Source organism: Roseibium sp. (genome assembly GCF_965229775.1).
Taxonomy (GTDB): Bacteria; Pseudomonadota; Alphaproteobacteria; order Rhizobiales; family Stappiaceae; genus Roseibium.
Genome location: NZ_OZ245929.1, coordinates 5,202,945 through 5,223,129, shown reverse-complemented (window position 1 = coordinate 5,223,129; position 20,185 = coordinate 5,202,945). Strand labels below are relative to the sequence as shown.

Annotated in this window: 22 protein-coding genes; all 22 read left to right on the top strand. The window is 58.7% G+C overall.

Translation table 11 applies throughout. The features are described 5' to 3' along the window. The first annotated feature begins 8 nt into the window (after positions 1-8). Positions 9-707, top strand: a complete 699-nt coding sequence (locus tag ACO07N_RS23580) for a hypothetical protein (RefSeq protein WP_421983358.1) — start codon at positions 9-11, stop codon at positions 705-707. Beyond that, positions 708-1,238 carry a hypothetical protein gene (locus ACO07N_RS23575; protein WP_421983357.1) on the top strand — a complete coding sequence of 177 codons (531 nt, stop codon included), beginning with the start codon at positions 708-710 and terminating at the stop codon, positions 1,236-1,238. After that, positions 1,123-3,180, top strand: coding sequence for a terminase gpA endonuclease subunit (locus tag ACO07N_RS23570; RefSeq protein WP_421983356.1), 2,058 nt, complete (start codon positions 1,123-1,125; stop codon positions 3,178-3,180). The genes ACO07N_RS23575 and ACO07N_RS23570 overlap by 116 nt, the downstream gene beginning before the upstream one ends. Then, positions 3,180-3,407 carry a phage head-tail joining protein gene (locus tag ACO07N_RS23565; RefSeq protein WP_421983355.1) on the top strand — a complete coding sequence of 76 codons (228 nt, stop codon included), beginning with the start codon at positions 3,180-3,182 and terminating at the stop codon, positions 3,405-3,407. The genes ACO07N_RS23570 and ACO07N_RS23565 overlap by 1 nt, the downstream gene beginning before the upstream one ends. Next, a complete protein-coding gene (locus ACO07N_RS23560) occupies positions 3,407-4,930 on the top strand; it encodes a phage portal protein (protein WP_421983354.1) in 1,524 nt (507 codons plus the stop codon). Before ACO07N_RS23565 ends, ACO07N_RS23560 begins: the two co-directional genes overlap by 1 nt. After that, complete coding sequence (locus tag ACO07N_RS23555; protein WP_421983353.1) at positions 4,923-7,127, top strand: prohead protease/major capsid protein fusion protein; 2,205 nt, start codon at positions 4,923-4,925, stop codon at positions 7,125-7,127. Before ACO07N_RS23560 ends, ACO07N_RS23555 begins: the two co-directional genes overlap by 8 nt. Before the next feature lie 75 nt (positions 7,128-7,202). After that, positions 7,203-7,532 carry a DUF2190 family protein gene (locus tag ACO07N_RS23550; RefSeq protein WP_421983352.1) on the top strand — a complete coding sequence of 110 codons (330 nt, stop codon included), beginning with the start codon at positions 7,203-7,205 and terminating at the stop codon, positions 7,530-7,532. Positions 7,533-7,586: 54 nt separating this feature from the next. Beyond that, positions 7,587-7,802: a hypothetical protein gene (locus tag ACO07N_RS23545; RefSeq protein ID WP_421983351.1), complete on the top strand. Its 216-nt coding sequence runs from the start codon at positions 7,587-7,589 to the stop codon at positions 7,800-7,802. Positions 7,803-7,811: 9 nt separating this feature from the next. Next, a complete protein-coding gene (locus ACO07N_RS23540) occupies positions 7,812-8,234 on the top strand; it encodes a hypothetical protein (RefSeq protein ID WP_421983350.1) in 423 nt (140 codons plus the stop codon). Between the two features lie 23 nt (positions 8,235-8,257). Next, positions 8,258-8,995, top strand: coding sequence for a hypothetical protein (locus tag ACO07N_RS23535; RefSeq protein WP_421983349.1), 738 nt, complete (start codon positions 8,258-8,260; stop codon positions 8,993-8,995). Continuing rightward, entirely contained in the window at positions 8,992-9,558 is a 567-nt protein-coding gene (locus ACO07N_RS23530) for a hypothetical protein (RefSeq protein WP_421983348.1), read from the top strand. The genes ACO07N_RS23535 and ACO07N_RS23530 overlap by 4 nt, the downstream gene beginning before the upstream one ends. 10 nt (positions 9,559-9,568) lie before the next feature. Further along, entirely contained in the window at positions 9,569-9,772 is a 204-nt protein-coding gene (locus ACO07N_RS23525) for a hypothetical protein (protein ID WP_421983347.1), read from the top strand. Then, a complete protein-coding gene (locus tag ACO07N_RS23520) occupies positions 9,772-10,176 on the top strand; it encodes a GPW/gp25 family protein (protein WP_421983346.1) in 405 nt (134 codons plus the stop codon). Before ACO07N_RS23525 ends, ACO07N_RS23520 begins: the two co-directional genes overlap by 1 nt. Before the next feature lie 12 nt (positions 10,177-10,188). Then, the gene (locus ACO07N_RS23515) at positions 10,189-11,076 is read left to right on the top strand and encodes a baseplate J/gp47 family protein (RefSeq protein ID WP_421983345.1); all 888 of its coding nucleotides are present in this window, start codon (positions 10,189-10,191) and stop codon (positions 11,074-11,076) included. After that, on the top strand, positions 11,073-12,167 hold the full coding sequence (locus tag ACO07N_RS23510; protein WP_421983344.1) for a phage tail protein: 1,095 nt from the start codon (positions 11,073-11,075) through the stop codon (positions 12,165-12,167). The genes ACO07N_RS23515 and ACO07N_RS23510 overlap by 4 nt, the downstream gene beginning before the upstream one ends. Continuing rightward, positions 12,167-15,406 carry a DUF4815 domain-containing protein gene (locus tag ACO07N_RS23505; protein ID WP_421983343.1) on the top strand — a complete coding sequence of 1,080 codons (3,240 nt, stop codon included), beginning with the start codon at positions 12,167-12,169 and terminating at the stop codon, positions 15,404-15,406. The genes ACO07N_RS23510 and ACO07N_RS23505 overlap by 1 nt, the downstream gene beginning before the upstream one ends. Positions 15,407-15,415: 9 nt before the next feature. Further along, positions 15,416-16,531, top strand: a complete 1,116-nt coding sequence (locus tag ACO07N_RS23500) for a hypothetical protein (RefSeq protein WP_421983342.1) — start codon at positions 15,416-15,418, stop codon at positions 16,529-16,531. Next, positions 16,531-16,971: a hypothetical protein gene (locus ACO07N_RS23495; protein ID WP_421983341.1), complete on the top strand. Its 441-nt coding sequence runs from the start codon at positions 16,531-16,533 to the stop codon at positions 16,969-16,971. The genes ACO07N_RS23500 and ACO07N_RS23495 overlap by 1 nt, the downstream gene beginning before the upstream one ends. Continuing rightward, positions 16,971-17,522, top strand: a complete 552-nt coding sequence (locus ACO07N_RS23490) for a hypothetical protein (RefSeq protein ID WP_421983340.1) — start codon at positions 16,971-16,973, stop codon at positions 17,520-17,522. Before ACO07N_RS23495 ends, ACO07N_RS23490 begins: the two co-directional genes overlap by 1 nt. A gap of 72 nt (positions 17,523-17,594) precedes the next feature. After that, positions 17,595-19,061 (top strand): phage tail sheath subtilisin-like domain-containing protein, encoded by a 1,467-nt coding sequence (locus ACO07N_RS23485; protein WP_421983339.1) that lies wholly within the window; start codon positions 17,595-17,597, stop codon positions 19,059-19,061. Between the two features lie 29 nt (positions 19,062-19,090). After that, positions 19,091-19,600: a phage major tail tube protein gene (locus ACO07N_RS23480; protein WP_421983338.1), complete on the top strand. Its 510-nt coding sequence runs from the start codon at positions 19,091-19,093 to the stop codon at positions 19,598-19,600. A gap of 58 nt (positions 19,601-19,658) precedes the next feature. Further along, a complete protein-coding gene (locus ACO07N_RS23475; RefSeq protein WP_421983337.1) occupies positions 19,659-20,165 on the top strand; it encodes a phage tail assembly protein in 507 nt (168 codons plus the stop codon). Positions 20,166-20,185: the final 20 nt, after the last annotated feature.

Sequence of the window (20,185 nt, the reverse complement as noted above, 5' to 3'; positions counted from 1 at the left end):
AGTGTGAGATGTCGGTATCGACACGGGTTGAGAACCACGAAGTGATGATCAGTGTCGGCCGATCCATCCGCGTGATGGTGTCGCCGAAGTTCCGCAAGGAGCTGCATCGCGGCGTCATCGACACCGGGCGAAAGACCAAGACCCGGGTCCAGAAAGCTGTCTATCTGCAGATGGGCCTGAAAAGTGGCCGGTATCAGAAGAGCGTCGTTGCTCACACTAGAGGCGTCCCCCGCGAAGCGAGCCTTTCTTACGAGATCTTCTCGGTTCGTCGCGGTGCTCCAATCGAGGAGTACAAGGGGCTTCGATCGGTCAAGTCTGGTGGAGATGCCTTCAAACGGATGAACGCCAGCCGATCAGCGCTTGAAACTGGCACGGTCAGATCTGGCGTCTGGAATGTTCCCCGCGTCTTCAAGCGGTCGTTCGAGACCAACGGCAAGTTCAAGGCCTTTCGTCCAGCGAGCGCTGGAACGAGCAGCACTGCGCCTCGGGCATTGTGGACGTTCGGTCGGAAAGTTGGTCAGCCACGTGACGGCAGCGGGCGCTTCATGAGCACCGGCAAGCGGTACGGCAAGATCCGTTCGCTCTACGGTCCAGCACTGAGAGATGAAATCCCTCAGGGCGACTCCCTTCAGACATTTCAGACTTACGCCCCCCGTGAGCTTGAGATCCAGGTGACCAAACGCCTGGAAAAAATCATGAGGTACTGAATGAAGAAGCCGCCCCCGAAGGCGATCCGGCAAAACTCCATCGGACCGGTGATCCTCACGGCCAAAGGAATGCATACGTTCCTGGGCTTGAAATCTGTCTGGTTCCACAAGCTGGTTAAGGACGGAGTTCTGCCGAAAGTGGGCACCGGTGCCTATGACCCGATGGATGTCACTCAGGCTTACATCGAGCACATCAAAGACGGCGCTACCCGCCAAGCCGCTTCGTCCAGTTTGGATGACCTTCGCGATCTGAAGGCCCGTGAAATCAAGCTCAACATGGCGAAGAAGGACCGCGAATTGATCTCAATGGATGAGGCGCTGGCTGTGATCGAGGAGATCACCGGTCAGTTCGCATCCTATCTGTCCGGGCTGCCGGCCGAGATCACAGGAGTTGTTCGAGAGAGGCAGCGGATAGATGCAATCATTGACGAGGGCAAGCAGCGCCTCTTCGATCGTTTCGAAGAAACGGCATCTGCTTTTGCGTCGAGCGGCAAAGCTTCTGAAGCCGAGGCCGAGGACGACGCCAATTGAATGGGCTCGGAGCAACCGAACCTATCCTGCAAGTTCCGGACGGCCTGGTCCGAGAAACCCCCACCTAACCCCCTACATGACGCCCTTCGTTCTTGCGGTCCATGGCCGTACACACAAGCGCGTCGTGATGGTGGTCTCCGCGCAGAGCGGCAAGACTGAAAGCTTCATGGATCTGATGGGTGAGCGCTTGGACACGTCTCCGGTGCCAATCATCTATGTGGGTCCGAGCAAGCAGTTTCTTCAGGAACAGTTCGAGCCCCGGCTCGAGGACCTGATGACCTCAACCTGCCTTCGTGACCGGCTGGCCCCCGACAGCAAGATGACGAAGACCCGAAAATTCATCAATGGCGTTCCGGTTCGACTTGCCCATGGAGGATCCTCCACGGCGATGAAATCGGATCCGTTCGGCCTCGCACTGACTGACGAGGTCGACGAGATGGTTTCGAACCTTCGTGGCCAGGGCAACCCGGTCGGTCTGATCGATGCCCGCGGCGATACCTATGCGGACTTCGTCCACGCCGTGACATCGACGCCGAGCGAAGGGGCAACCGAAGTGGAGATCGACGAAGAGTCGGGGCTTGAATTCTGGGCCGACGCAGATCCAGAAGAGATCAAGTCAACCGTCTGGCGGCTTTGGCTGTCAGGCACGAGGTTCCATTGGGCATGGCCGTGCCCGCACTGCGAGGAATACTTCATTCCCCGCTTCACCTGTTTGGCATGGGACAAACCCGTGTCGAGCACTGGCCGGGAGCTACCGTCGACCGCCGCGCTTGCGAAGCGGACCGCCCACCTTGTCTGTCCTCGATGCGGGGGCGTCATAGAGGAAGGCGAGGACGGTGCGACGAAAGCTTGGATGAACGAGCGTGGCGTCTACGTTGCTCCCGGCCAGCATGTTGGAACCGATGGCGTCGTTGGCGGATTGCCGCCTGAAAGCTGGACGCTGTCCTATTGGGTCTCAGGTCTGGCTTCTCCGTTCGTGTCTTGGGGTGATCGAGCCGCAAGGTACGTCGAGGCCGTTCGATCAGGTGATCCAGGTGCCGTTCAATCGGTGAAGAACCAGGGCTTTGGAGAGCTGTGGTCACCGGCAGGCGGCGAGGCGCCCGAATGGACAGAAGTCCAGAAGTGCGCGCTCAAGACCTACAGCATGGGCGAAGTACCGGACGGCGCCAGGGTTCTGACGCTGGCGTGTGACGTTCAGAGGGACCGGCTCATCTACAGCATTCGAGGCTGGGGGGCAGGGGCAACCTCTTGGCTCGTTGAGGCAGAAGAAATCTTCGGTCCGACCGAAGACATGGAGGTCTGGGATACGCTTGGCGAGATCCTGACTGACACTTACGACGGCATTCCAATCCGTCTCGGCCTTATCGACTCCGGTTTTCGTCCCGGCAAGAAGGACCTCGTGCCCGAGCACCGGGTCTATGCCTTCGCACGGCGCTTCAAAAACATCGCCCGCGCAACAAAGGGTTCCTCGTCCGTGATGAGGAAGCCGATCATGACCAGCAACATCGACATCAACATCGATGGCAAGGTCATCAAACGCGGTTTGGAACTGGTTCGTCTCGACACGGACTATTTCAAGTCATGGGTACTGCAGAAGGTTCGTTGGGATCGGGAAGCAAGCGGTGCTTGGTTCCTGCCAAGCGATGTCGGCGAAGATTACTGCCGGCAGATCGTTTCTGAAAGTCGCATCCGGGCACCGGGCGGCAAGACGAAATGGGTGCGTGTTCACAAGGACAACCACTTCCTCGACGTCGAAGCCATGCAGGCCGCCGCAGCGGCGATGCTCAACCTCTCCAAACTCCGCGACGGTCCCCCGAAGCGGCGTCAGGCGACGTCGAGCGCGCCACCAAGTCCACAAAAACCAGAACCAGATCCTCCGACGCAGCGGCCCAAGGCCAGGCGACCGGGCGGTCATTGGTCGGGATCAGGGAGTATCTGGTGATGTCCACCATCGACGACGGGCTCACTGTTGAAGAGAAGCGAGCCCTTCTCAAAGAACTGAAGGAAGCAATCTTCTCGGGTGCGCTGAAGATCCGGTTCCGTGAAAGGGAGGTCACCTACCGCAGCCTGGAAGAGATGCGGAAAATCGTGAAGGACATCGAAGGCGAGCTTGGTGGGAAACCGAAGCGCAAGCACGTCATCCTCACAACCTTCTCAAGGGGGCGCTGATGGCGAGCAAAGTTGGTGCTCTACTGAAGCGCCTTTTCACATCGGGCTCCGGACAGAGCCCTAGCGAGTTCGAGCAGCCCAAAAAACGCGGCTACGAAGGTGCGGCACAGGGGCGGCATGGTGCTCACTGGTACACCGGGAACTCGACCTCAGACGCTGAGATTGCGAGGTCGGGTCCCGTGCTTCGGTCGCGGTCTCGGGATCTCGATCGCAACAACCCCTTGGCCCGAAAGATCATCAACACCCATGCCAGCTACTTTGTAGGCCCCGGCATTGTCCCTCGGGCCAAGACTGGCGACGACAAGTTGAACGAGTCGATCAACGAACTGTTTGACGAATGGTCGAAGGTCTGTGAAGTGCAAGGCCGATACGACTTCTACGGCCTGTCGCTTCTGTCCGCTCGGATGATGGTGATGGACGGTGAAGCTTTCGTTCGCCGTCGCTGGCGCAGAGCCAGTGACCAACTGCCGGTTCCTCTTCAGCTTGAAATCCTCGACTCCGAGTTTTGCGATTGGAACAAGAACGGCGAGGCGGGCAAAAACATCATCGTCAACGGCGTCGAGTACGACAAAATTGGTCGTCGCCGTGGGTACTGGCTGTTCAATCAGAACCCGCTTTCAACGTTGCTTAGACTGAAGAGCGGCCTGACATCGTCGTTCGTTCCGGCGAATGAAGTGGTCCATCTCTTTGAACCCCTGACCAACCAGTCCCGTGGCGCTCCTTGGCTTGCTCCGGTCTTGACCGAACTCCGTGACGTTCGCGATTACGAAGTGTCGGAAAATATCCGAAAGAAAACCGAGGCCTGCCTCGTTGGCGTCGTCATTCCTGGTGATGAGGAAGACGATCCGAACGTAGGGCTCGAAGAAGACAGGGACGGTCACGAGCCACCGCTCAGGGACGTGTACGGAAACGCACTCGAACGAATGGAGCCTGGCATGTTCGCTGTCGCCTATGGCGGCAAGGACATCCGCTTCAACACCCCGGCAGCATCAGCCGGCATTGAGGCGTATCTCCGCACCCGGTACCGGACGATCGCTGCCGGTGGCCGTCTGCCGTACGAGCTTATGACCGGTGACTTCAGCCAGGCCAATTTCGCTTCCGGCAAGCTGGGCCTTCAGGACTACAAGCGGTTCGTTGAGACCGTGCAGTGGCAAATCCTGATCTTCCAATCACTTCAGCGGCAGTGGGACTGGTTCGTTGAAGCTGCCAAGGTCGCTGGCCGTATCCCCATGAACGTCAAGGTTGGCGTTGAATGGCAAGCACCTGAGTTCGAGAGCATCGACAGGTTGGACGAAGCGAAGGCGGACCTCGCTGACATCCGCATGGGCAAGCGCTCGCCTCAGGAAATCATCGCCAAGACCGGCCGGAACCCATCGACTGTCCTTTCGGAGATCGATGAATGGTTCTCGAAAGTCGACCAAACCAAGAGCGGCATGATCTTCGATAGCGATCCGCGAAAGGTCTCGTCGGTTGGTCAGGCTCACCAGACCCAAAACCCGCCAGGAGACAACGATAATGCCTGACGCAGTCGCGGCAGAAAAGATGAGGGTGCCGAAGCTTTTCGGCACCGTTGAAATTCGCTCCGACACCGTGAACGAAAGTGATCGGACTGTCGAAGTGATCTGGTCCACCGGTGCCGCTGTGAAGCGCTACTCGTGGGACGAGGGCTATTACATGGAAGAACTTTCCATGGAGCCCTCGGCAATCCGTTTGGACCGGTTTGCGGCCGGCATGTCACTGCTCGACTCTCATGACGTCTGGTCGATGAAGTCGCGCCTTGGCACGGTCGTCCCCGGAACTGTCCGGATTGAAGGCGGTGTTGCCTACGCAGTGGTGAAGTTCTCTCGCAATGAAGCGGGTGAAGCCATCTTTCGGGATCTCCTCGACGGTCATTCTATTCAGATCTCCGTCGGCTATCGGATCCACTCCTACGAAAAGACTGAAAGCTCTGAAGGTAGCCTGCCCGTTTTTCGGGCGATCGATTGGGAACCTATGGAGCTTTCGGTCGTCTTGGTACCTGCGGATGCGGGCGCTCACTCTCGTTCTTCCAAGGACGAGGAAACCTTTGTGTGTGCTGTGACGACACAGCGCCAATCAACTGCCGAAAATGATCCGGCAACTACTTTGGAGAACCCCATGAACAAGCGCGAAGCTGCGAAGAAGTATAAGGGCGATCAGCTGGACGCTCTTGCCATTGGTGCGGGCATCGCCCGTAACGCTGACGAGAGCGACGACGCCCTGCGTGCACGTCTTCTCGCCGCCTATGACGCCGAAGACCGTGCTGCGTCTGACGCGGAAGCCGCTGCTCAGGCAGCTGCCGAGCAGGAAGCGGCCCGTACCGCTGCAGCAGGTACCCAGACCCGTTCCGATGCTCCTCAGGGGCAGACCGGCCAGGTCAGCCAGGCTCCCACTTTGTCTGAGGGCGATGCACAGCGTATCGCTCAGGATGCTGTTCGTGCCGACCGTACCCGTCAGAATGAAATTCTGAATGCGGCTCGTACTGCCGGTGTGAACGCAGACGAAGGTTTCGTCCGGACGGCTCTCGAGAATGGCTCGAGCCTGGAACAGTTCCGCAGTGCTCTGCTCGACCACCTTGTCGATCATCAGCAGAGGACCGGCAGCTTCCCGGTTGTCGAAACCCGTGGCATGCGTGACTCGCAGGAGACCACGCGGTCTCAGGTCGCGAACGCCATTCTTCACCGTCACAATGTCGTGGCGGACCTCATGGAAGGTGCGAACGAATGGCGCGGTATGTCTGCCATGGACATTGCCCGCGAACTGATCCGCATGAATGGCGGCGACACTCGCGGCTCTGCTCAGGAAATCGTTCAGCGCGCTCTTCACACGACGAGCGACTTCCCGATCATCCTTGGCGACATCACCCGTCAGACCTTGATGGCTGGCTATGACGAGTACGCCAACACTTTTGAAGCGATCGCCCACCGGAACATCGTCACCGATTTCCGTGAAGTGACTGCTCTGGAAATGGGCAAAGCGCCTGATCTGGAAAAAGTGAACGAGAGTGGCGAGTTCAAGCGGGGCACCGTGAAGGAGAGCTCTGAAGGCTTCAGGATCGAGTCCTACGGCAAGATCCTTGGCCTGACCCGCCGCATGATCATCAACGACCAGCTCGGTGCCTTCACTCGCCTGATCAAGGATTGGGGTGGAAAGATCGGCAAGCTTGAAGGTGATATCGTCTGGGGTGTCGTCATCAAGAACGCGAAACTCAAGGACGGCAACCCCCTGTTCCATGCCAGCCGTGGCAACCTCGCGTCTCCTGGCACCGCTCTTGACCAGGCCAACATTGAGAAAGCCGTCCTGGCCTTCCGTCAGTTGAAGAACCTGGACGGCGAGCAGATCAAGCTCTCGCCGAACTTCCTCTACACGGGCACCGCGTTGTCCATTGAAGCCGAGCGGCAGACCGGTGCGGTGTTTACGCCGAACACTGCAGCGGCAACGATTGCCAACACCACCCGCGCACTGACGCCGGTCTACGAGCCTCGCCTCGACGACATCAACACCAAGGCGTTCTTCCTGTTCGCTGGCAACCAGCAGACCAACGGTCGCGGCCTGCAGTATGCGTACCTCGCCGGTCATGAACAGCCGCGCTACGAAGAGCGCATTGGCTTCGACGTCGATGGGATCGAGTACAAGATTGCTCACGACTTCGGCGCCGGCCTGACCGACTTCCGGTTCGGCTACAAGAACCCGGGCGTCTAATCGCTCGACACAAGCAATAAAGCGCCGGTGCATCTCGTCACCGGCGTTTCTGTTTCAACTTCATTGGAGAAACCAATGCGCAATTTCATTCAGCCTGGAAAAGTCCTGACGCTGGTCGCAGGCGCGTCGGGCGTTACGAGCGGCGACATCGTTGTTGAAGGCAAGCTCGTCGGCGTGGCCGCGACCTCCGCCGTCGAAGACGAGGAGTACGAACTCAATATCGGTGGCGTCTACGAGTCCGGAAAGGTCGTTGCCGAGGCATGGGCAGTCGGTGATGAGATCTTCGTCACCGCTGGCGGTTTGCTGACCAGCGACGGCACCGGCAATACCAAGGTTGGCATCGCCGCCGCCGTCGCCGAGAACCCGTCCGGAACCGGTCGCGTTCGGTTCAACGACAGCTTCTAAGCTGCCCCACCAACCCACGGCGGCTTAGGCCGCCGCCCACTCTAGGAGGGTGGCATGAAAGATTACACGGTATTGCACCGGACCTTCATCAAGGGTCGGCACCGGAACCAGGGCGAGTTCATTCGCATGTCGGCTGACGACGCCAAGGAACGCAAAGACGCGGGCCTCATTGCCGAGGGGCAGCTCACCGAAAAAGAAATCGAGGCTGCTTTGAAGAAGCAGGCAACGACTCGGACCTCCTCGACGAAGGCGGGAACCGACAACAAGTAAGGCTGACCAATGGCTATCTTCGACAGGCTGGACAGGATGGTCAGCAGAAGTGTCGACCGGGTGAACGCTATTCCTTTCACGCTGGTCCCCATGGTGTCTTCACCGAACGGGAGACCGACGGTTGACACCTCTCGCACTACCATCACAGGCAAGGGCATCCTTGACTACATCTCTGTCGAGAGCGGCGTTCAGCTAGGTGTCCGCAGATCGTATCGAGAGGCCAACGATCTGCGGGCACTTCAAACTGGTCGCGACCCTCAGCTCTCCGTTGACCGGGTGTATTTCCCGATCGGCGTTGAAGAGCCGAAGCAAGGCGACATCGTCAAATTTCCAGAACGGCCGGAATTGCCAGAGTTCGATGTGATGAGTTCACAGCGCGATGGCATGTCCCGCGTCGTGCTCGAGCTTGTTCATAGGGGACCGCAGGGATGAGCATGTACCGATCTATCGCTCGCATGGCTGCGGTATCTGCGATCAACAATTTCTACGCGGAGCCTTGGCCAACACTGGCCGGTGGCAACATCTTCGACAGTAAGATCGAGCCTGTCGAGGATATGAAACGTGACCGGGTATTCCCTTGCTGCGTGATCTACACCGATTACGACAAGGACCATTGGTCGAAGGGGCAGGTCGTCCACCGAGACAGGTTCCTCAATATCACGATTGAACTTCTGGTCATCATGGCCACGAAGATGGACGGGGCGGGCGAGCTGGAAAGCTACACCGTCGAGTGTCCGGTCACTGATAGCGAGATTGAACTTTCGCTCGACTACCTCGAGGCCCAGGTTTTCCGCGCCCTGTCAAACGGAAACGAGGCGTCGGATGCATTCAACTTCCTTTGCCCGTCCTATGAAAATGTCATCAGCCGCCGCGGTGCTTCCGTGGAAGGCGGGAACAGGTTGGCAGCTCGTCAGATCACGCTTGAGATGAAAGCGCCGCGTGAGAACCAGTCGGGTATTATCCCACCAGTGCTTGAGACGTTCCTGGCTAGGCTCGAGCAAAGCGGTGACTATGCCGAACGGGTTTCAGAAATCCGCGAGTTCATGAGGCTCGGTGCTGCCGAGGACGAAGCGACACGTCTGATGAGGACTTTCGGTTGGAGCCGTGGTGTTGGCGACAGGTTAGGCAAACCGCTGAACCCGGTCACGATGAGCACACCGATCACCTACAACTACTCGGGACTGAACGGATGAGCTTGGAACAGACGCTCCGGATCCTCGTCGATCGGCTGACATTCCTCGAGCAAGTTGTCGAACGCCAGGGCAGTCGGATGAACAACATGATCCGCGAGGCCAAGGTCATTGAGGTCGATGTAAAGACCGGTACCGCACGAGTGGATGCGCACGGCGTCGAGACAGACCTGGTGCCGTGGCTTCAATACGCAGGCTCAATTGTCGATTGGGACCCGCTGTCAGTTGGGCAGCGGGTGATGTTTTTCTCCCCCAACGGGGACCCTGCAAAGGGCTTCATCCTGCCAGGGGGATACACGGACGACGCGCCGCAGCCCCACCAGGAAGGCGAGATGTCTTCGCGAACGATCGGCGGGACCAAGCTTGAGACCAGAGCCGACAGTCATTCCCTCGAAACTGAAACGTACCGCATCAAGGCGAACGTCGAGATCGAGGGCAACGTCATCATCAAAGGCAACGTCGATTTCTCCGACGGCTACGTGAAGCACAACGGCACGGTGATCGATGACACCCACAGGCACGGAGGCATCGTCAAAGGTGGCGATATCACCGAAACACCAGTCTAAGGAGGCGAGTTTGAAAACCTACTATGCATTGCAGGAGGGGGTCATCGACGGCACGTATCGTCACGCTGGTGAACCGGTGGGCGAATATACCGCCAAGCAGGCCAAGTACCTTGAGATGGCAAACCTCATTTCCTCGGAACCCCCGAAGACTGAGCGCACAGCACAGCCGAAGAAACGCCGCGCCCGGTCGACCCCACAGGCGAAGGCTGACTGATGGCGCGGGTCGGTTTCGACGCAAACACCGGTGGTCTCCTCTTTGGGTGGGACCACTGCAAACAAAGCATCCGAAAAATTCTCACGACAGAATTTGGGTCGAGGGTGCAGCGCCGCAAGTTCGGAAGCGAACTGCCGAGACTGATCGACATTCCTCAGACTTCCGAAAACGTCATCCGGATCTACGTCGCGATAGCTCAGGCACTTGAGCCGCGAATCGTAGAAGGCCGCCAGTACGGCGAACCTGGTTTCGTTCTCCTTAGAGCGAACGTGAACGCGGCTACCCCCGGGGAGCTGCAATTCAATCTCAGCGGCGTCTACTTCGAAAATGGTCACCTGGGCGACTTCAGCCGCCCGGTCGAAAAATCTGTTTCATTCATGGCGTCCGATCTTTCCGACGCCTAGTGCGGGGAAGACATGACGAGCGCAACATCCATAATTGATCTGGCCTCTCTGCCGGCGCCGAAGGTTGTGCAGGAACTCAGCTTTGAAACAATCTTCAACGAGCTGACCGCTTCGTTCCTGACTTACTGGAACGCGAGGCGGGCGGAGGATCCAACATTGCCTGAGTTCACGACGGACAGCCTCGAGAGCGAACCCTTCAACGCTCTCTTTCAGGCATTCGCGTATAGAGAGCTTCTCTTGCGCGGCCGGATAAACGAGGCGGCCCGAGCCAACCTGTTGGCGTTCTCTGACGGTACCGACCTCGATCACCTTGTCGCCTGGCTTGATGTCACGCGGATGGATGGCGAGAGCGACGAACGCCTGAAAGAACGGTACCAGCTCGCGTCGTTTGGGCGTTCCGCTGGCGGTCCTCGGGAGAGGTACATTGCGGTCGCAATGGGGGCCAGCCTGGACGTCCGCGATGTCGCAGTGTGGAGAGAGGGCAGGGACCCCACGGTCAACGTTGCTGTCCTGTCGACCATTGGGAACGGCGATGCCACCGCAGGTCTGTTGACCACCGTGAAGAGCGCCCTCGAGCAAGATCATGTGCGCGTTGTCAGCGACAACTTCAACGTGGTCTCGGCCGTCCGGAAAACCGTTGACGTGAAGGTCTCGATCCGGATCTCGGACCAAGCACTCGAGACGGTCGCGGACAAAGTTTCTCTCAACATCCGCAACACATGGGTAGGGCAGGACCTCCTTGGCCTGGATCTCACCCAAGCGTTCCTTGTGAAAGCTTCGCTGCTCACCGGCGTGACAGACGCAGACATCGTACTCCCCGCAAACGACGTGGAGGCGACGGACAACGAAGCGATTGCGATTGGAACTGTAACGGTTGAAATCAGGGGCCGCGGCAGATGACGCATATCCAACCTCAGAGCGCAACGACTCTTGAAATTGCCATTGACGAGTCTGTTGCGCCAGAGGCCCGGGTAGCGTCATCGATCCCCGAAATCAGAAGGCTCAAACTTGTCACCCGGCCATCGGGCCTGTTGCCGTTTCTCATCTACGAGTACGGCCTCGAGCCGCTAAGCAGGTATCTGCCAAACCTTTACGACCTGATTGATCAGGGCCGGCAGTGGGAGCGGTACCGCGGCACACACAAAGCGATCCATGACGGCCTCGGCTTCATTGGCTACACGGCACAGATCATAAACCCGCCAGCCAGAAGGCTCGCTTGGGCGGACTTCCAGCTGCATCTCGGGAGGCTGCGGGATAATGAGGGTGACCTCGTCAACATCGACGGCATCGTCACTCTCTCGAGCCCGGTCCGGTCGAAGCTGCGCAGGGTCTTTTTCGGCCACGACTTTCCAGCAGCTGAAGGCGGCTACACCACACATGGCAATTGCATTTGGGGTGATGACAGCGGCGTCCGGATCGCTGGGTCGGATGTGAAATGGTCCTTCGGTCGGACCCACGACGTTAGTGCCGCATTCACTGAAAGCGAGCTGACGGCCCTCGGGATTTGGATCGAACCCGTTGCCTCGAACTATTGGGCTCTGAACGACACGATTTGGGCGGATGACGAGTTCCTGTGGGCGGATCCTGCCGAACAGTCGCGTAGATCCACCATAGCTGATGCATTCCTATCGTTTCCGGTTTGGATGCGCTTCGACGACGCAGTCGGAGATACGATCGGTTTCCGGTTGGCTCGATCGCTGCCGATCGCGGCGAAAGCGTCGGGACCAATCGTGATCAAGGGCGCCCGCTACGCGATCAATCGGGTTAGCCCGACCCACATCTACGCCTACGCGCACACTGGTTTCGGGGACGGCAACGGCTCCGTCGCAGCGTCAGTGGCGCTTGTTGCAAACGGCACCGTCTCCGAAGCGCCAGGACGCCTATGGCGCACCGACGTTGCGGGCGGTGTCGAAATTGCTCCCACGCCCCTTCCTATCGAGTTCGGTGAAACCGTCCGCGACAAGGTCCAAATGCTCTTGGAGTTAGCATAATGTTTGATCATGTTTCCGGCTTCCCGGGCGCAAAGGACCGCGGCCCGACAGCTCTCGACAGAGCAGGGCTGGTCTTCATCGGGGGGCGGTATCTGCAGCCTTCCGAGTTCAATGAACTGCAGACTCTCCTTCGCCATCAGATTGCGGGCGTCGGCGGTATGATTGCCGCTGAGGGTGACCGGCAGAGCGGTGGCGATGCTGTCGTTGAAGTGGATGATCCCGATACGACGGCGACCATCCGCCTGGCCGAAGGAACGGTCTACGTTGGCGGTCTGTTGCTGCCAGTTCCCGCGAAGGACATCCCCAACGTTCCGACGTCGGGTGATATCGCAATCGGTGTGTTCCTCGAGCGCACTTTTATCGACCACGAGGATGACGCCACGCTCCTCGGCATAGATGAGGGGACCGCCTCTTACAACGAGCCTGGTGCTGGACGAGAAATCCAGAAACTTACCTGGGGTCTTTCTACAGACACCATCACAGGCCGTTTCGTCCAAGTGTACCTGATGCGCAATGGAACGATCCTCAACCAGGATCCCCCTCCCGCGCTCACCGGCGTGCTGCGCCAACTGTCGTCCTACGACTTCGACAGTAACGGTCACTACATCGTCGAAGGTTGTCGGGTTGTGGCGCTGGGCAAGCTCGGTGCAGATCAGGTGTTTTCGGTAAGCGCTGGAACCGCCAACATCAGCGGTTGGAAGCGTATTCGTGAGGCCGCCATTCGCCTGTCGGTTCCGGAAGAGCCGGACCTGGAAGCGATTGACGCCGAGCCGCACACCTATGTGGATAGCGGTGACGGCACTGCGATCGTCAGCGTCAATCGTGCGCCTATCGCGTCAGTGACAAATGCAATCGTGACCAAAGAGATCACTGAAAGCGTGGTTCGAGGGGCTGTTCCGGGTGGGGCCGACGTTCTCGGTCAATCGTCGATCGTTGAAATCCTTGAGGTCACTCAGGGTGGAACGACATTTGATCCTGGTGCTTACGGCTTGTCCGGAGACAGCATCTCGTGGGCCAACGCTGGTGACGAGCCGGCGCAGGCCTCCACCTATTCGGTGCGCTACTTGTACTTCGATGCTGTTACGCCGATTGAAGTCACCCCCACGACCATTAAAGTTGGTGGTGGCGTGCCTGGCAGAACGCTCACGTTGTCATATACCTCGAAGCTGCCCCGGATCGATCTTATTGGTTTGGAGCAGAGCGGCGGAGCGGTCTACGTCAAAGGCATTTCGGCGAGACGTGGAGCCCTCCCGGCGAAACCGCCATCTGGCATCCTCAAGCTGGCAGAAGTTCGAAACGACTGGATCAATCTTCCGGTGGTCACGAACAACGGAACTCGCAACTACACGTATGACCAGCAGCTGCGTCTGTTCAGCTTGCTGGAAAAGGTGGTGCGGCAGTTCGATCGGTCTGAACAGCAGCGCGATGTCCAATCGAGAGCTGCCGTTTCGCGAGAAGGGATCTTTACTGACCTCTTCGTCAGCTCGTTCTACCGGGACGAGGGGGAGCCACAGACCGCTGCCATCAACCGCGGCGTTCTGCAGCTTGCCGTTGACCAGGTTGGTATTCGTCGGTCAAGCGTCAGCGCGATGTTGGACTACGTTGAGGAGGTGATCTTGTCACAGCCTCTCTCGTCCAGGCCGATGAAGATCAACCCGTACGCCAACGCGACCACTATGCCGGCAGAGCTGGTTCTCGAGCCCCCGACAGACTTCTGGACGGAGAACGTGACCAACTTCATCGACGGCATCACCACCGAATTGACGGCGGCCCCAGGGACACCTCCCGGGACGACCACGTTCACTCAAGAGGTGTCGGAAGAGGTCACCGAGGCGAAAGTCCTCAGAGAAATTGACATCGAGTTTTCAATCGACGGCTTTGCTGCCAATGAGACGCTCGAGTCAATGACCTTCGACGGGGTGGACATCCTTCCGGATCCTGCCCCGGTGGCGGACCTCGATGGGAAAATCTCTGGGACTTTCACCATTCCTGCCCTGGTTCCGACAGGGGCGCGTTTGGTGCGGGCTGATGGTCTGGCCGGATCGTTCGCGGAAGCTCTGTTCGTCGGTGAAGGCACAATCGAGACCGAGGTCATGCAGCGCGTGACGCTGGTAACTCGTGCGGCGCCTCCACCTATCATCAACAACATCACGAACATTACGAACGTGACGAACGTGGTTCGTAACTCTGGTGGCGCTGGTGAAGGCAGAGGCCGGGACGCGGTCGATCCTTTGGCTCAGACGTTCAGTTTGACCGAGGGACGGCACGTTGCGGGCTTCGACTTCTGGGTTGGTGCCGTTGGTGATGACAACAAAGGCGTTCGCGTCCAGCTGTGCACCACACTAAACGGCTACCCGACCAACCAAGTGTTGGCCGAGGTGTTCGTTTCCATGGCGGGTAAGCAGGTCGGCGACTTGATCGAGGCAAGGTTCGCCTTCCCGATCTATCTCCAACCGGCTGTGGAGTTCTGCTTCGTCATCATGACGGACGATCCTGACCACGCGGTCTTGATTGCTCGGCAAGGCGACGTCGATCCGGAGACCGGTCAGCTGATCTCTCAGCCGGCTTACGCCATCGGTGTGATGTTCTCTTCATCCAACCGCCTGACGTGGAACGCGCATCAGTTTGACGACATCAAGTTCCGAATGATTGGGGCACGGTTCGATCCGCTGACGAAGGTCGAAGAGATCTGGAAGGGTACTCTTCCGCAATTCACCGACATGGTGCTGCGCGGTTCAGTCGAACGGCCGAGCCAGAACACGAACTCTCGATATGAACTTGTCCGCGCTACCGGTCAGGTCATTCCGTTGGCTGAAGGCCAGACCATCGAGTTCAACGAAATTCTCGACGAGGAGATCACCATAAGGGCGGTCATCTCGGGGACGGAGACGGAGAGCCCGATTGTCTGGCCGGGGACGACGCTGATTGTCGGGAAGATCCGAGATCAAGGTCAGTACATCTCCAAGGTTTTCCCGATCGATGGGCAGACCGAGGCTCAGGTGGTCTTTGCACAAAGGTTGCCTGCCGGATCTTCGCTGACTGTCCATATGGACAAGTCCGATGACAACTGGCAGCCGCTCGCGGTGACAACGACCCGAGACCTCGGAGATGGCTGGCAAGAGCCGATCTACAAGATCACCCCTCACGAAGCTCCAAACGGTGGACGAGTGCGGATTGTACTGAACGGAAGCGCCGGGTCCAGGCCGTCCATAGCGGAGCTTCGGGCCTTCGGCGTCTAAGAGGTAAGAATGGCTGATAGGCGTTCGGAACTACTGAACCTCCCGATCCCTGACGAAGAAAACCTGACGAACGCCGAGTTTGTCAGGCTCAGGGACGCTCTAATCCTGGTCGATGCCAGTCTTGGCCAGGTAATCACAGATGTCGCTGGCAAAGCGGCATCAGCCCACAATCACCAGGTCGCCGATATTGATGGCCTCCGGGCCGAACTCGATCAGCTCAACACAGACATTCAGGCAGTCGGCACCATTTCCCTCAACGATTTGGAAGACGTCAATGCTTCGTCCGGTCAATCTGGGATGGTGCTGTTGAATGTGGCTGGCACTTGGCAAGCAGCGGTACTATCTGCCGCGAACGTCTCGCACGGCGCGGGAAGTGTAGAAGGTAAGTTCACCAGCTTAGACACCGCGCTCGCCGGGAAGGCTGGGACGAGCCACTCTCACACCATAGCGCAGGTAAACGGCCTGGAAGCAGCCTTGCAAGCCAAGCTCGGAGCTGGCGACAAGGCGTCTGACAGTGGTCTTTTTGATGGGCTGACGAGTGAGCAGTTCCTTCGGGCGGACGCGAATACTAACGCGACCGGGCAGGTTTCATTTAGCGCCGGCCTCACAACGAATGGGAAGGACATTGTCACTGACAACGGCGCGTTCATTGCCAACGACTCCGACGGCCCATTCGCAAATCGGTCAGGAACAAACATCGACCACATCTGGCACGACGACAGCGCCAACGCATGGCACTTCGTATCGGACGCTGCCTACAAGACCAATGGAAACTCAAGGCTGTTCGCCGCTAACTTCCGGGTGACCGGCGAAGCTCTGGACATCGAAAATCAGTTCATCGGTAAGGGTCAGTCGTGGCGCTCTGTTTCGCGCTCGTACAACACCTCGTACCGCAACACCCACAACAAATCCATGATGGTCTGTGTAACGCAGACTGGATCGGGATCGACAGCTGGCAACAACCGTATGCGGCTGCAGGTTTCGTCCAACAACTCGTCATGGGTCGATGTTGGGTGGAGCAACGACAACAACAACTGGGGCGGCTGTGTGTCCGCGATCATTCCACCGGGTTGGTATTACCGCGTCCCAGACAACCAAGTCGCGATGTGGCGGGAGATGTATTGATGGCAGAGCACGGCTTTTTCCATCCCGATTTTGGTTACTGGCAGACGGTCTCGACGCCATCGGAACAGTCTCTTGCCGAGCACCCTGAAGGGACCATAGAGGTCCCATTGAGGCCATCGCCAGACCATGTCTGGGAGGCTGGGGTGTGGGTTTACGTGACTCCGGTACCCCCGACGCCAGAAGAAAATCGGGCGAACATGCAGCCTCTCACTGCGCGTCAGTTCCGTCTTGGCCTGCTTCAGTCCGGGCGGACGTTGGCACAAGTAGAGGCTGCGATTGCAGCGATCGAAGACCCGACTGAGCGCGAAACGGCGCAAGTTGATTGGGAGTACGCCTCCGAGTTCAACAGGATGCACCCGCTTGTCGTAGACATTTCCTTGGCCCTCGGGCTTAGCCCCGAGCAAGTGGATACGCTTTGGCTCATTGCGGTGGAACTATAATGGAACAGTTTCTGACCTGGCTCCCAGCACTCCCTGTCCTCATGGTCCTAAACAGGATCAGGGGCGGCGGCATGTCCAGCCTGACGGACCGGCTTCCGGGCCGCGCGCTTTACTATGTCTCCATGATTATCGGCGGCCTCACAGCCAGCATTCTGGACCCGGTCCTTGGTGCAATCGTCGCGCTTGGGTTCCTGATCTGGGGGGCGCCTGGTTGGGGGCTCTGGTTTGACCTCGGGCATGAGGACGCAATGCAAGCGGGCGACCCGCGCAACGATGACCTGTTCGTCAAGGTGGTCGAGTTCATCGCGTTCGGTTCCGATCATGTCGCCATGTTTTTGAGGCTGGGGGCATTCGTTGCCCCTGTGTTGGCGGCTTGGCAGTATCTTGAGGGCGCTTCGCCTTGGATCTGTGCGGCTGCAGCCCCCTTCGGCTTGCTCGGGGTCGGAGCCTACATGCTCCGGTACCGGACTACGTGGGGCAATACGCTCTCTGAACTCCTCATCGGCCTGCTTTGGTGGGCGCTCATCCTTTTCATGGCCTTGATGCGCTGACGGCTCGCCAAACAAAACGACCCTGACACCGCCTGATGGCGGTTTTTTTGTGCCTACCTTCAGGAGAAACTGATGACTGACATTTATCTTCATGGTCTTGAGACCATCGAAAAGAACAACGGGCCGCGCCCTGTCGAGACGGTCGACACGGGCATTATCGGCCTGATCGGCACCGCACCGGATGCTATCGCCGCCGACTGGCCGTTGAACAAGCCGGTTGCCATCTTCGGCATCAACGGTTCGGTTCAAGGTCTGGGCGAGACCGGCACGCTTCCAGACGCTATCGACGACATCTTTTCGCAGGCCGGTCGGGTCTCCCAGACGATTGTGGTCATTCGCGTCACGGAAGGTGTCGATGCGAAATCCACACTGGCGAACATCATCGGCGACGTGACGGCGAGAACTGGCGTTCATGCGTTCAGGAACGCACCGAACGACCTTGGGTTGACACCGAAGATCCTGATTGCTCCGGGGTTCACGTCGGCACGGCCGGTAGATGGTGTCGCCTCCATCGCTGTTGATACGGGGGGCGTCGGGTATACCAGCGTGCCAACTGTCTCCATCGATGGTGACGGTTCGGGTGCCACCGCCACTGCGGTGATCAACTCTGTGGACGGTACAGTGACCGAGATCGTTCTCGAGACTGCCGGCTACGGATACACGGTTGCGCCGACGGTGACGATCAGCGGTGGTGGCGCCACGGAAGATGCGACTGCGACGGCAACGTTGGGCAGCGTGGCGAACCCGGCGACGATCGAGCTTCTGAAGCTGGCGCCTTTCTTCCGGGCTGTGGTTCTCAAAGACGGCGTGGCGACCTCGTCTACGGACGCGGTGAATGACCGGAAGGATTACGACACCGACCGCCTCATGATCATCGAGCCGATGGTCAAGGTTTTCCGCGATGGCGGCGTTGTAAACACCCCGGCATCTCCGATGGTGGCGGGACTGACGGCCCGGGTGGACTACGAAGAGGGCTTCTGGGTTTCGCCTTCGAACCACGTCATCCAGGGGATCGTTGGAACGTCCCGTTCTGTCGACCACTCCATCAATGATCCGTCCGCCGAGTCGCAGTACCTCAACAAGAACGAGGTCTCCTGCGTAGTTCGGTCACCGTCGGGCGGGTTCAAGCTGTGGGGCAACCGCGTGACCTCTTCCGACTCTCTTCGGAAGTTCATGTCGGTGCGTCGGTCTCACGACACGATCATCTCCTCCATCGAGCGAGCCTGTGAACCGTTCATCGACAAGCCGTTCGGCCTGCAGGTTCTCCTCGACATCGCTGAAACCGTGAACGCCGCGCTTCGGCGTTGGGAGGCGCTGGGGGCGACCCTGGGCGGCCGGGTCTGGCTGGATCCGACCTTGAACACCAAAGAGACCTGGGCGAGCGGCCATCTCTACGTGAGCTATGACGCTGAAGGCCCGGCACCGATCGAGCACATCACGTTCATGTTTAACCGGAACACCGGTTACTACGAGGACCTTTCCCAGACGGCGGCTCGTGAAATCGCCCGCATGGCCGGCTCGGCTGCGGCGAACGTCTAACCATCACTCGCTGAATTGGAGAAGCGAAAATGCGTCATATTTTGCAGGGGTTCACGATGTACCTGGACGGCGTGGACTTCGGGGCTGACACAGAGGAAGTAGATCTTCCTCTGCCGAAGCCGATGACCCAGGAATACCGGGGCGGTGCCATGGACATGGCCTTGGCGTTGCCGATGTCCGCTATCGAAGTGCTCGAATGCACCGTTAAGATGTCGGGCCTCAACCCGAGCATCATGGGCAAGATGGCTCAAGGCCCGGGTGTTGTTAACCGGCTGACATTCCGCGGTGCTGTGCTGCGCGAGCAGGAGGGGGGCATCTCCACCCACATCTGCACTATTGAGGGCGCGGTCAACGCCAGCTCGAGAGATCGCTGGCAGCGCGGCGAGAAAGTCGGCACCGAGTTCATGGTCAATGGCATCCGCTACATGCGGTACGAGGTCGACTCTTTGGTCGTCCATGAGCTGCAGGCATTTCCGCCGAAGCGCATCGTCAACGGCGTCGATCAGCTGAACGACGTCAACACGGCCCTGGGATACTAACGGCCAAGCAGGCGGGTCCATCGACCCGCCTTTTTTGTTTCTAAAAGCGAGGAAGATCATGAGCACAGCTGTCAAGGCGTTGACCGAAGACGAGATCCGCAAGCTTCAGAAGAAGCAGAGCGAACGAGAGTTTTTTCTGGATGTCCCCGACGACGAGGTTGAATTTCTCACCGAGGTTCCCGACCCGGTGACGATCCCTCTCGAGCGGCCCATGAAGTTTAAAGGCAAAGAGTACCGCGAACTCACCCTTCGGCCCATGCGCGGTGCGGACTTCGCGAAGATCGAGAAGGGCGTCAAGGCGGGCGGGTCTGAGGGACTTGTTTGCATGGCCGTGATTACTGACACGCCGTACGCCGTCGTTTCTCGCCTTGGTCCGACAGACTCGATCGAGGTTATGAAGGTGCTCCCCGATTTTTTGCCCCGCGAGTTCTTCTCCGTGGAGGAAACGGTGGAGGAGACGGAGGAGGAGACGGAGCAGGACGAACAAGCTGGTCAGACTGGCCAGGATACGTCGCCTTCGTCTCCTCCGTCCTCGGATGGCCCCTCTCAGAATTCCGAGACATGACATTCCACGAGCTTGTGTGG